Here is a 12,270-nt window from a genome sequence, read left to right on the forward strand (position 1 = left end):
GCGCCCCTATGGCCCTCAAGTCCAGCTCAGGATCGGCCACTTGTTGATCTCGGCATGCTCCCGCAACACCGCATCGGGGTTCACCACATGCGGATGATCCACCTTCAGCAACAACGGCAAATCGTTCCGCGAATCAGAATAGAAACTCGCCCCCTCCAGGTTCTCCTGCTCCTGGTCAAGCCACTCCAGCAACCGCGTGATCTTCCCTTCGCGATAGGTCAGCACCCCATGGGTCTTGCCGGTATAAACCCCGTTCACCGCCTCCAGTTCGATCGCCAGGTACTCGTCCACTCCCAGCCGCGCCGCAATCGGCCCGACCAGGTGCGTACCCGACGCCGAAATGATCAGGATGCGATCCCCACGCTTGCGGTGCTCGGCAATGCAGCGGCAGGCGTCGCCGTAGATGATCGGCTCGATCACCTCTTCGACCCACGGCTCCACCAGGTGCTCGACCTCTTCCAGGGTACGCCCGGCAATCGGCTCCAGGCTGAAGGCCATGTACTCCTCCATCCGCAGGTGGCCCTTGCCATAGGCCTCCATCAACTCATGGTCGCGGCGCAGGAAGTCCTTGCCGTCGACCCAGCCCAGCCGGGCCATCTGCTCGCTCCACAGCGACGCGCAGTCGCCGTTGATCAGGGTTTCGTCCAGATCGAAAATTGCCAGTGCCATGGTGTTGATTCTCCTTAGGCCACTTCCCGTAGCGCCGTGGGGTCGATCGACAAGCTTACCCGTTGCCCGTCTGCGTGCAGGTCGGACGGTGAGCGGTTGAGCACGTCGACCACCAGTTCCACCTCGCGCACCCGCACGCGGTAGCGGATCACGTTGCCCAGCAGGCTGTGGCTGCGCACCTCGGCGTCCAGTTCGCCGTTGGTGCCCAATGTGATCGACTCGGGGCGGATTGCCAGGCGGCTGGCCACCGGGCGCTGCAGCAGGCGGCTGGCGCTGTCGGCGTCGAGCAGGTTGTAGTTGCCGATGAAGCCGGCGGCAAACAGGTCCACCGGCGCGGTGTAGAGGGTTTCGGCATCGCCGCTCTGGACGATGCGCCCCTGGTTCATCAGGAAGATGCGGTCGGACATGGTCAGCGCCTCTTCCTGGTCGTGGGTGACGAAGATGGTGGTCAGCCCCAGCTCGCGCTGGATGGCGCGGATCTGCTCGCGCAGGTGCTTGCGGATACGCGCATCCAGCGCCGACAGCGGCTCGTCGAGCAGCAGCAGGCGCGGGCGGGTGACCAGGGAGCGGGCCAGGGCCACGCGCTGGCACTGGCCGCCGGACAACTGGTGCGGGTAGCGCCCGGCGAAGTTGCCCAGCTCCACCAGCTCCAGCGCCTCGCGCACCCGGGCCTGGCTTTCGTCAGCCTTCACCTTCTGCATGCGCAGGCCGAAGGCGACGTTCTGCTCCACGGTCATGTTGGGGAAAAGTGCATAGCTCTGGAACACCATGCCAATGCCACGCTTTTGCGGGCTCAACGGCACGATGTCGTGGCCGTCGAGCAGGATCTGACCGCTGTCCACCGGGGTCAGCCCGGCGATGCAGCGCAGCAGCGTGGATTTGCCGCAACCGGACGGGCCAAGCAAGGTAACGAACTCGCCGCGTTCGATACGGCAGTCGATGTTCTCGAACACCGGGCTGCCGGCGTAGCTTTTTTGCAGTTTCTGTACGCTGACGAAGCTCATGTCAGGTCTTGTCCTTGTTCAGGCGGTTGGCGACCCAGGTCAGTACCAGCACGAAGGCGAAGTACGAGATCACCAGCGCGCTGTTGAAGTGGCCGCTGCTGTTGCGCATGTTGTTCAGGTACACCTGCAGGGTCTCGTAGCGGGTGCCGACCAGCAGGTTGGCGAACACGAACTCGCCGAACAGGAACGAGAACGACAGCAGCAGTGCCACCATCAGGCCCTTGCGCAGGTTCGGCAGCACCACCAGCAGCGCCGCCTGCCAGGTGCTGGCGCCCAGCAGCTGGGCGGCATCCATCAGGTCGCGCAGGTTGATCGCCTGCAGGTTGTTGGTGATGGCCCGGTACATGAAGGGCAGGGCGATGGTGAAGTAGCAGCCGATCAGGATCCACGGCGTGCCGACCATGGCCATGGGCCCGCTGCCATAAAGCTGCAGCAGCCCCACCGACGACACCACCGGCGGCACCGCGAAGGGCAGCAGGATGAGGATGTTCATCAGCGCGTCGAGCCTTGGAAAGTGGTAGTGCACCACAAACAGCAGCGGCAGGATCAGCACCACCGACAGCAGCAGTGCGCCCACGCACACCAGCAGCGACTGGCCGAAGGCAGCCAGGAAACGCGGCTCGCTCCACAGCGCGATGTACCACTTGAAGGTCAGGCCGCTGGGCAACAGGCTGGCCGACCAGCTGGTGGCCAGCGAGTAGAGCAGGGTGCCGGCCAGCGGCAGCAGCAGGATGAGGAACAGCAGGTAGACCACGGCGCGGTGGTACCAGCCGCCGGAACGGGCGTCAGCGCGCATGGTAGCTCCTTTTCAGCAACCATTGATGCACCACCGTGACCAGCGTCATCAGCCCCACCAGTACCATCGCCAGGGCGCTGGCCAGGTTGGGATCGAGGCTGATGTCACCGGCCACCAGGCCGGCGATGCGGATCGGCAGTACGTTGAAGTTGCCGGTGGTCAGCGCGTACACGGTGGCATAGGCACCGAGGGCGTTGGCCAACAGGATGACGAAGGTGCCCAGCAGGGCCGGGGTCAGCACCGGCAGGCCGATGTGCCGCCAGAATTGCCAGTGGTTGGCGCCCAGCAATGCGGCCGACTCGCGCCAGTCTTCACGCAGGGCGTCGAACGCGGGGTACAGCAGCAACACGCCAAGCGGGATCTGGAAGTAGGTGTACACCAGGATCAGCCCGCTCTTGGAATAGATGCTGAAGTCCTCCAGCAGGCCGACCTGCTTCAGCAGCAGGGTCAGCGCGCCGTTGAAACCGAGCAGGATGATGAAGGCGAAGGCCAGCGGCACCCCGGCGAAGTTGCTGGTCATGTTGGCGAAGGCGCTGACGAAGTCGCGCAGCTTCGAGTCCACCTGGCGTAGCGAATAGGCGCCGAGGGTGGCGATGACGATGCCGAACAGGCTCGACCAGAAGCTGATCTCCAGGCTGCGTTGCAGGGCCTGCAGGTAGAACTTCGAGGCAAATACCTTGCTGAAATTGTCCACGCCCCAACCTGCTTCCGATTGCAGGCTGTTGATCGCCACCCAAGCCAGCGGGGCGATCTGGAAGATGACGAAGAACACGGCGAACGGTAGCAGGCAGAGCAGGGCCAGGTAGCGGCCGCGGGCGCTGCTGCTCTTGGGTGTGGTCACTTCAGCAACTCCCGGCAGACGCTCTTGTCATGCGCTGCGCCGAGCAGCTCGCAGATGGTCCCGCACAACTCGGTCTGCAGCGGTTTGGCCGCAGGGTCGAGGCTGAAGGCATCGCCGAAGACGAACAGCGGCACTTCGCGCTCCTCGGTCAGCAGGCCATTGTGCGAGCGATCGTTGTTCATGCCGTGGTCGGCAGTGACCAGTACCTGGTAGCCCTCTTCAAGCCAGCCCGGCAGGTAATCGGCCAGCAGGATGTCGGCGCTGCGCGCGGCGTTGCGGTACTGGCTGCTGTCCAGGCCGTGGTGGTGGCCGACATCGTCGATGCTCATCGGGTGCACCAGCAGGAAGTTGGGTGCATGGCGGCGACGCAGGTATTCGCCATCGGCCAGCAGGTGCGAATCGGGGTAACGGTCGTCCCAGTAGAACAGCCCGTGCTGGATCGGCAGCTTCGGTGCGTGGGTATGGCGGTCGCGCTGCGGGTCGAAGGGCGAGCGGTTGTACAGCTCGCTCATCCAGTGATAGGCCGCCGCCGCAGTGCCCAGGTTGGCCTCGCGAGCGTAGTGGAACACGCTGCGCTGGTTGGACAGGCGGTTGACGTTGTTGTGCACGATGCCGCTGTCGATCGGCGGCACACCGGTGAGGATGCACTCGTACAGCGGCCGCGACAGCGACGGCAGTTCGCATTCCACGCGGTACAGCGCGGCACGGTCGGCCTCGACGTAGGCGTGCAGGTGGCCCATGGCGTGGTGGGCGACCTGGTAGTTGAGGCCGTCGAGCAGGACCAGGATGACGTTGTGTTGCATGGTGGCTCCAGTCATAAACCGCGTTGGCTTCTTCGCGGGCTCGCCCGCTCCCACAGGGACTCCACAAGGCTTGAGTCCTGTGGCGATCCTGTGGGAGCTGGCTTGCCGGCGATGACGCCTGTTCAGGCGCTACAGAGATAGCCCCTTACTCCATCTCGATGATCACCTGCTCCTGCCACATCTGCGGCAGTTTCTTCGAGCTCGCTTCCCAGGCCTCGGCATTCTTGATCGGCAGTGCAGCCTTGTACTGTTCGTTGGGCAGCAACTTGGCCTGCACATCGGCCGGCAGCTTCAGGTGCTCGGCACGGATCGGCCGCGCATGCCCTTTGGCCAGGTTGATCTGCCCGGCGTCGCTGAAGATGTATTCACGCGTCAGCTTGGCCGCATTCGGGTGCTTGGCGTACTTGTTGATGATGGTGGTATAGCCGGAGATCACCGAGCCATCCGACGGGATCAGCACTTCGAAACGCTTGGGGTCGATCTGTTCACGGTAGCTCAGGCCGTTGAAGTCCCACACCACGCCCACCTCTACCTCGCCCTTTTCCAGGGTCTGGATGGTCGGGTTGGCCAGCGACAGGCGCTTCTGCTGGGCCAGCTTGGTGAACAGTTGCAGGCCCGGTGCCAGGTTGCTCTCGTCACCCTTGTAGGCGATAGCCGCTGCCAGCACGCCGTTGGCGGCCTGGGCAGCGGTGCCGACGTCACCGATGGCAACCTTGTACTTGCCTTTTTCCAGGTCGTGCCAGGTCGTTGGCCGCTCGCCTTCCTTGACCAGGTCCTTGTTGATGATGAAGGCGATGGTGCCGGTATAGGCCAGCGCCCAGTGGCCGTCCTTGTCTTTGGCCCATTCCGGTACCTGATCCCAGGTGCTCGGCTTGTACGGCTGGCTCACACCCTTGCTCACGGCGATCGGGCCGAAGGCGGCACCCACGTCGCCGATGTCGGCGCTGGCGTTGTCCTTCTCGGCTTCGAACTTGGCGATTTCCTGGGCCGAGCTCATGTCGGTGTCGCTGTGCTTGAGGCCGTACTTGCTGGCCAGGTCTTCCCAGGTGCCTTTCCAGTTGGCCCAGGCATCTGGCATGCCCACGCTGTTGACGTTGCCTTCCTTGCGGGCGGCTTCTTCCAGGGCCTTGAGGTCGGTGTCGGCGGCCATGGCCGTGGTACACAGAGCGATGGCCGAACCGAGCAGTGACGCCATGAACAACTTTTTCATCCGAAGCTCCTTGGGTGGGTGCCTTTAGCGATGGTTGTTATGAGTGAAGCCGTTGACTGGTGACCGTTGGTCTAGGTCAGCAAACCTTGAGCCAAGGTAGGCTGCTTGCGTGACAGTTTGATGTAAGGAAGGGCCGGTGAAGGCCCTGAAGCTACAGCGTAGACCACGGAGCCGCCCCGGTTCTGCTGGCTTGGCGCGTTTCTGGCAGTGTCTGGCGAAAGCCTTTGTCACAGGATGTTCATCAGCCCTGCCTAGGCTTGCACTATTCTCCAAGTGCCCTGTTCTGGGGCTGGACTAGTCCAGATAGGTAACCTTTGATGCAGTCGATGCCACCGCGTGCGGTAACAGCCATCTGTCACGCCCTGCAGGAGCAGATCGAGCACGGCCTGCTGGCGCCGGGCGGCAAGCTGCCGGCCGAGCGCAAGCTCAGCGATGTGTTCGATACCACGCGCATTACCCTGCGTGAGGCGCTGGTGCAGCTGGAAGCGCAGGGGCTGATCTACCGCGAAGAGCGTCGCGGCTGGTTCGTCGCGCCCGAACGGTTGACCTACGACCTGATCGAGCGCAGCCACTTCCATGCCATGGTCCGCGACCAGGGGCGGGTGCCCAGTACCGAACTGTTGTCGGCGCGGCTGCAGCCGGCCTCGGCGGCCATCTGTGCGCGCTTGCAGTTGCCTGCGTTGTCCAGCGTGGTACGTATCTGCCGGTTACGGCGGATCGATGGGCGGGCGGTGCTGTATGCCGAGCACTACCTCAACCCCCGGTACTTCCCGGAGATACTCGAACAGGACCTGGCCCAGTCGCTGACCGAGATTTATGGACGGGTGTATGGCATCCAGTATGGGCAGGTGTGCTTCGAGATCTTGCCGACGGCGTTGCCGGTGGAGGCGGCCAGTGCCTTGAAGGTGTCGACGGGAAGCCCGGGGTTGCATATCACCCGTGTCAACAGTGACCAGCATGGGCACCTGATCGACTGTGACCTGGAGTATTGGCGGCATGATGCCATCCGCATCCGCGCCCAGGCTGGATGAAATGTTGGCTTCTTCGCGGGTAAACCCGCTCCCACAGGGACCGCACAGGTTTCAGCCTTTGCATAGTACTTGTGGGAGCGGGTTCACCCGCGAAGAGGCCCTAACTGGAGGAACTGGCAGTCACTACCTGCACTGACAACCGCGGCGTCGCCAAATCCAGCCCGGCCTCATCCAGCTGCCGCTTCAGCGCCAGGTTGAACGCCCGCGACACTTCCCACTGCTTGATCGGCGCAGTCTTGAACCGCGCCCGCAAGATCGCCGACCCCGACTCGAAGCTCTCCACCCCCTGCAGCTCCAGCGGCGACCAGATGTTGCGGCGCATCAGCGGGTCGTTGCGCAGCTTCTGCCCCACTTCGCGAATCAGCGTGATCGCCTGGTCGATGTTCATGCTGTGCGGGATCGCCACGCGGAAGATCGCGTAGCCGAACTCTCGGGAGTAGTTCTTGATGCTCTTGATTTCGCTGAACGGGATGGTATGCACGATGCCGTCGATGTCACGCAGGCGCACGGTACGGATGGTCAGCCCCTCCACCGTGCCCAGGTGCCCGCCCACATCCACGTAGTCGTCGATGGCCAGCGAGTCTTCGATGATGATGAACAACCCGGTGATCAGGTCGGCCACCAGTGACTGTGCACCAAAACCGATGGCCAGGCCTATCACACCGGCGCCCGCCAGCAGTGGGGTGACGTTCATGCCCATGTTGGCCAGGGCGACGATCACCGCGATGATGAAGATGACCACGAACATCACGTTGCGGATCAGCGGCATCATGGTTTGCGCGCGGGCGTTGGCCAGGCCCCGGCGCGAACGCACCAGTGCGTGGTGCACGGCGGTGTCGGCAAGGATCCACACCAGCCAGGCGACGATCAGCGTACCGGCCAGGCCCAGCAGGCGCACGCTTATGTCGTGGCCTTCGCCTTCGGCGAAGCTGATCATCGACAGGCCCCACACGCGCAGCCCCAGCTCGATGAATACCAGCCAGATGAACAGGTGCACCAGCAGGTAACCGAAGTTGCGCAGGCGCTCGGCGTACACAGCCTGGCGCTTGTTGGCGCGCTTGGGGTTGGCGGCGTGACGGCGTACCAGGCCATTGAGCACCATGCAAACCACCACCAGCACCGTGCACATCAGCGACTGGCGCAGGGCGGTGCTGGTGTCGCCGGCCGAGATGAAGGTAGCGAACAGCGAAATCGCCACCAGGATCAGTGCTGGCACGAACCAGAAGCTGCCGAGGATCTCGATGGTGTCGCTGAGGGTGCGCCGGGTCAGGCGCCGTGACAGCGGCTGGTTGCGGATCAGGTGGGCGATCGGGCGGCGGAAGCGCAGGATGAACAGCCCGGTGCACAGCGCTGCAATCACGTTGGCCAGGGTGGCCAGGGCGTGGGCCAGGTGGGTGCCGAGGGCAACCATCAGGCGCGGGTCGCTCATCGCTTCGCCAAACGCGGCGAAGCTGCCGATCAGCCACAGCGGGCGGAACGCCTGGTGGCGCAGGATGTACAGGGCGCGGTGGCGGTGGGGGCCGTCGAGCAGCGAGAAGGCGATCACGCAGATGGCCGAGAAGCAGGTGCCGACCACCAGTGCGTAGGCCAGCACCATGGCCAGGGACTTGCCCAGCGATGGCGGTAGCACGAAGCTCAGGTACACGGTGAACACCAGCGCCACCAGCCACGGGCCCAGCTTGCGCAGGGCAAAGCGCACCAGGTCCCAGGTGCGCGGGTGTTGCGGCAGTTCTTCGCTCAGGCCAAAGCGCAGGCGTACCCGGTGGCCGACCCAGTTGAAGGCGTAGGCCAGCACGCTCCAGACGGCAATGACGGCGGCAAAGCCGAACAGAATGGCCGGCCACTGGTGCACTGGCACCATCAACTCGGTCAATTCGGCCTGGGCCTGTTCGATTTCCGCGGCCCAGCGATGGAACGGGCTGGCATCGCCGCTGAACTGTTTTTCGAAGTCATGCAGGGCGCCACCGATCAGGCCGAGCACGCCCTGCTCGACGGTGGGCTGCGATTGCCTGGTGGCGTCGCGCAGCTTTTTCAGGTCGGCCAGCAGCTTGGCGCGCTGCTGGTCGTTTTCCAGGTTCTTGATCACCTCGTCCAGCGACTTGCCCAGCGGTTCGCTGGCCTCTGGCTGCGCGGGCGCGCTGCCACCAAGCAGGCCTGGCAGGCCCGCAGCCTGTAGCGGGGTGACAAACAGAAACAGCAGCAGGAGCAGGCAACGCAGGAGGGCAGGCACTGGCAAAACTACCTCAGGTCAAACGATTGGCCGAGTGTAGAGGTTCACGACGGCAGTTGCTCCAGGATTTTCCAGCAGGTGAGGCCAAAGATACCCAGTGTGCCGACCCACATCATCACAACGCCGATATTGCGTTCGCGCAGGCTGAAACCGATGGTCAGCAGCATCAGGAACAGGAACACCGGCACGAACAGGGACAGGAACGGGGACATGGACAGCAATCCTTTTGCAGTGGGGCCATGTAACAAGCATAGCGGGTAGCAGGCGAAGCGGGATTGACCTTGAGCAGGCCCGGCCTCTTCGCGGGCATGCCCGCTCCCACAGTTACTGCACAGACCTTGAATGCTGTGATGATCTTGTGGGAGCGGGCGAGCCCGCGAAGAGGCCAGGCCTGCTTGCATCAAGGCATCAAGGCAACTCGCGGCAACGGTAGAAGGCGCTCAGCACCTTCACCAGGTGCGCCAGGTCATGGCTGCCGCACAGCTCGCGAATCGAATGCATGGCAAAGGTCGGCAAGCCGATATCCACCGTACGCACGCCCAGGTGGCTGGCCGCGATCGGCCCGATGGTCGAGCCACAGCCCATGTCGCTGCGTACCACGAAGCTCTGCACCGGCACTTCCTCGGCCATGCACAGGTGGCGGAAGAACCCGGCGGTTTCGCTGTTGGTAGCGTAGCGCTGGTTGTTGTTCACCTTGATTACCGGCCCGGCGTTGAGCTTGGGCCCGTGGTTGCCGTCGTGCTTGTCAGCGTAGTTGGGGTGCACGCCGTGGGCGTTGTCGGCCGACACCATCAGCGAGCGCTGGATGGTGCGCACGTAGGCGTCGCCATCCGGCAGCAGGCGTTGCAGGGTCTGCTCCAGCATCGGGCCGTCGGCGCCACAGGCCGAGCAGCTGCCGACTTCTTCATGGTCGTTGCACACCAGAACGCAGGTTTCGTCGCTGTCGGCGGCCAGCAGGGCCTGCAGGCCGGCGTAGCACGACAACAGGTTGTCCAGGCGCGCACCGGCGATGAAGTCGCCGTTCAGGCCGACCAGCGCGGCGTCCTGGGTGTCGTAGAAGCTCAACTCGTAATCCAGCACCACATCGGCGATCAGCTCGTGCTCGCGGGCCAGTTGCTCGGTGAGCAGGGCGCGGAAGTCGATGCGCTCGTCACCCGCTACCTGGGCCAGGATAGGCGGCAGCTCGTTCTGCGGGTTGATCGCCCAGCCTTCGTTGGCGGTGCGGTTGAGATGGATTGCCAGGTTGGGGATGACTGCGATCGGCAGCTTGAAGTCGATCAGCTGGCTTTCGACCTTGCCGTCACGGCGGTAGGTGACCCGGCCGGCCAGCGACAGGTCGCGGTCGAACCAGGGCGCCAGCAGGGCGCCGCCATACACTTCGACGCCCAGTTGCAGGAAGCCCTGGCGCTGCAGCTCGGGCTGCGGCTTGACCCGCAGGCACGGGCTGTCGGTGTGGGCGCCGACCATGCGGATACCGTTCAGCAACGGTGCCTGCTTGCCCAGCTTGATGGCGATGATCGACGAGTCGTTACGGGTGACGTAGTAGCGACCGCCAGGCACTGTGGCCCAGCTGTCGCGCTCGTCCAGGCGCTGGTAGCCGGCAGCTTCCAGGCGCTGGGCCAGGCTGGCGGTGGCGTGGAAGGGCGTGGGGGAGGCCTTGAGGAAGTCGATAAGGCCAGAATTCAGTGCGTCGCGCATAGCTCACTCCAGACAGCAGTGGCGCGAGTTTAGCGTATTAGGTCGACAAATTGTGTCTGCCTCTTCGCAGGCTCGCCCGCGAAGAGGCCGGTACAGGCTGTACAAATTCAGAAAGGCGCAGGGCACTCGAACTTCATCCGCTCCCCGGACACCGGGTGGGTAAAGCTCAGCATCGAGGCATGCAGACACAGCCGCTCGTGGGCAGCCAATGCCTCGGGGTTGGCATACAGCCGGTCGCCCAGCAGCGGGTGCCCGATCGACAGCATGTGCACGCGCAACTGGTGCGAACGCCCGGTAATCGGTGTCAGCTCTACCCGGCAGTAGTCACCGCAGCGCTCGACGATGCGCCAGAAGGTCAGCGCATGCTTGCCCTGCTCGTGGTCCACCACATGCCGTGGCTTGGTCGGCGGGTCGTAGCGCAGCGGCAGGTCGATGCTGCCGCTGTCCAGCGCCGGCTGGCCCCAGCACAGCGCGGTGTAGGCCTTTTCGGTTTCGCGGTCGTGGAACTGGCGCGAAAGCTCGCGATGGCTGTCGGCATCCCGGGCCAGCAGGATGATGCCGGAAGTTTCCCAGTCCAGGCGGTGCACGATCAAGGCGTCGGGGTAGCCGTTTTCCTGCAGGCGGGTGATCAGGCAGTCCTTGTTGTCCTCGGCGCGGCCGGGTACCGACAGCAACAGGGTCGGTTTGTTGATCACCAGGATGGCGGCGTCTTCGTGCAGGATCTGGATGTTGGACAGCGGCATTGCTTGGTCTCGGTTATATCGGGGAAAACACTGGGGCCGCTTTGCGGCCCATCGCCGGCAAGCCAGCTCCCACAGGTACAGCGCGAACCCTGTGGGAGCTGGCTTGCCGGCGATGGGCTGCAAAGCAGCCCCAATGATCCAGGCCTGGTCGCGAAATCAGCGATCCGGCAAGGTGATGTTCAGCTCCAGAATCGAGCAGCTACCCTGGTTTTCCAGCTCGATATGCACATCATCGTTGCCGATGTTCACATACTTGCGGATCACTTCCAGCAGTTCTTTCTGCAGCGCTGGCAGGTAGTCCGGTTCGCTGCGTTGGCCGCGCTCGTGCGCCACGATGATCTGTAGACGCTCTTTCGCTACCGACGCGCTGGTAGTTTTCTGTCTGCCACGAAAGAAGTCAAAAAGGTTCATGGTTTACTTGCCTCCAAACAGGCGCGCGAAGAATCCTTGCTTCGGCACTTCGATGAACCGCAGGGGCTTTTCTTTGCCCAGCAGACGGTCGACGGTATCGCTATAGGCCTGGCCGGCATCGCTCTGGTCGTCGAGGATGACCGGGATACCCTGGTTGGAAGCCTTGAGCACTGCCTGGCTCTCGGGGATCACACCCTTGAGCTTGATCGCCAGGATCTCTTCGACGTCGGCGATGCTCAGCATTTCGCCCTTTTCCACGCGCTCCGGGTGGTAGCGGGTGATCAGCAGGTGTTCCTTGATCGGCTCTTCGCCGTTCTCGGAGCGGCGCGACTTGCTCGACAGGATGCCCAGCATGCGGTCGGAGTCACGTACCGAGGATACCTCGGGGTTGGTGACCACGACGGCTTCGTCGGCAAAGTACATGGCCAGGTGTGCGCCTTTCTCGATACCGGCTGGCGAGTCGCAGATGACGAAATCGAAGTCTTTCTTCAGCTCCATCAGGACCTTTTCCACGCCTTCCTGGGTCAGCGCGTCCTTGTCACGGGTCTGGCTGGCGGCCAGCACGTACAAGTTCTCGAGACGCTTGTCCTTGATCAGGGCCTGTTGCAGGTTGGCTTCGCCATTGACCACGTTGACGAAGTCGTACACCACGCGGCGTTCGCAGCCCATGATCAGGTCGAGGTTACGCAGGCCCACGTCGAAGTCGACGATGACGGTCTTGTGGCCACGCAGTGCGAGGCCGGTACCAATGGCGGCGCTGGTGGTGGTCTTGCCCACACCCCCCTTGCCGGAAGTAACCACGATAATCTTGGCCAAGGTGTTTCACCCCTAAAA

General features: G+C 63.5%; 13 protein-coding genes. 1 reads left to right on the forward strand and 12 read right to left on the reverse strand.

Translation table 11 applies throughout. The annotated features are described in order from the left end of the window. Window positions 1-15 precede the first annotated feature (15 nt). From V3314_RS10130 to V3314_RS10155, 6 genes are all read right to left on the reverse strand, one after another. Window positions 16-669, reverse strand: coding sequence for an HAD family hydrolase (locus V3314_RS10130; protein ID WP_046616728.1), 654 nt, complete (start codon window positions 667-669; stop codon window positions 16-18). A gap of 14 nt (window positions 670-683) precedes the next feature. Next, window positions 684-1,673, reverse strand: a complete 990-nt coding sequence (locus V3314_RS10135) for an ABC transporter ATP-binding protein (RefSeq protein WP_046616727.1) — start codon at window positions 1,671-1,673, stop codon at window positions 684-686. A 1-nt stretch (window position 1,674) separates the two neighbouring features. Then, the gene (locus V3314_RS10140; protein WP_013971414.1) at window positions 1,675-2,469 is read right to left on the reverse strand and encodes an ABC transporter permease; all 795 of its coding nucleotides are present in this window, start codon (window positions 2,467-2,469) and stop codon (window positions 1,675-1,677) included. Next, window positions 2,459-3,310 (reverse strand): ABC transporter permease subunit, encoded by an 852-nt coding sequence (locus tag V3314_RS10145; RefSeq protein WP_046616725.1) that lies wholly within the window; start codon window positions 3,308-3,310, stop codon window positions 2,459-2,461. The genes V3314_RS10140 and V3314_RS10145 overlap by 11 nt, the downstream gene beginning before the upstream one ends. Next, the gene (locus V3314_RS10150) at window positions 3,307-4,113 is read right to left on the reverse strand and encodes an alkaline phosphatase family protein (RefSeq protein ID WP_085601816.1); all 807 of its coding nucleotides are present in this window, start codon (window positions 4,111-4,113) and stop codon (window positions 3,307-3,309) included. Before V3314_RS10150 ends, V3314_RS10145 begins: the two co-directional genes overlap by 4 nt. Before the next feature lie 145 nt (window positions 4,114-4,258). Beyond that, complete coding sequence (locus V3314_RS10155; protein ID WP_085601793.1) at window positions 4,259-5,323, reverse strand: extracellular solute-binding protein; 1,065 nt, start codon at window positions 5,321-5,323, stop codon at window positions 4,259-4,261. A gap of 317 nt (window positions 5,324-5,640) precedes the next feature. Between V3314_RS10155 and V3314_RS10160 the strand changes: the two genes are divergently transcribed. Beyond that, entirely contained in the window at window positions 5,641-6,354 is a 714-nt protein-coding gene (locus V3314_RS10160) for a UTRA domain-containing protein (RefSeq protein ID WP_135001715.1), read from the forward strand. A 100-nt stretch (window positions 6,355-6,454) separates the two neighbouring features. Here V3314_RS10160 and V3314_RS10165 read toward each other — a convergent pair whose 3' ends face one another. The 6 genes from V3314_RS10165 to minD all read right to left on the reverse strand — a co-directional run bounded on the left by V3314_RS10165 (window position 6,455) and on the right by minD (window position 12,252). After that, complete coding sequence (locus V3314_RS10165; RefSeq protein WP_046616755.1) at window positions 6,455-8,584, reverse strand: mechanosensitive ion channel domain-containing protein; 2,130 nt, start codon at window positions 8,582-8,584, stop codon at window positions 6,455-6,457. Between the two features lie 44 nt (window positions 8,585-8,628). Continuing rightward, the gene (locus tag V3314_RS10170; protein ID WP_173015136.1) at window positions 8,629-8,796 is read right to left on the reverse strand and encodes a hypothetical protein; all 168 of its coding nucleotides are present in this window, start codon (window positions 8,794-8,796) and stop codon (window positions 8,629-8,631) included. A 196-nt stretch (window positions 8,797-8,992) separates the two neighbouring features. Then, window positions 8,993-10,282, reverse strand: a complete 1,290-nt coding sequence (locus V3314_RS10175; protein WP_039614573.1) for a M18 family aminopeptidase — start codon at window positions 10,280-10,282, stop codon at window positions 8,993-8,995. 107 nt (window positions 10,283-10,389) lie between these two features. Next, a complete protein-coding gene (locus tag V3314_RS10180; protein ID WP_085601790.1) occupies window positions 10,390-11,025 on the reverse strand; it encodes an RluA family pseudouridine synthase in 636 nt (211 codons plus the stop codon). A 156-nt stretch (window positions 11,026-11,181) separates the two neighbouring features. Beyond that, a complete protein-coding gene (gene minE, locus V3314_RS10185) occupies window positions 11,182-11,436 on the reverse strand; it encodes a cell division topological specificity factor MinE (protein ID WP_025338068.1) in 255 nt (84 codons plus the stop codon). Window positions 11,437-11,439: 3 nt separating this feature from the next. Beyond that, window positions 11,440-12,252 carry a septum site-determining protein MinD gene (minD, locus tag V3314_RS10190; protein ID WP_013971423.1) on the reverse strand — a complete coding sequence of 271 codons (813 nt, stop codon included), beginning with the start codon at window positions 12,250-12,252 and terminating at the stop codon, window positions 11,440-11,442. Window positions 12,253-12,270: the final 18 nt, after the last annotated feature.

Source organism: Pseudomonas sp. TE3-3-F2023 (assembly GCF_036784815.1).
Taxonomy (GTDB): Bacteria; Pseudomonadota; Gammaproteobacteria; order Pseudomonadales; family Pseudomonadaceae; genus Aquipseudomonas; species Aquipseudomonas pudica.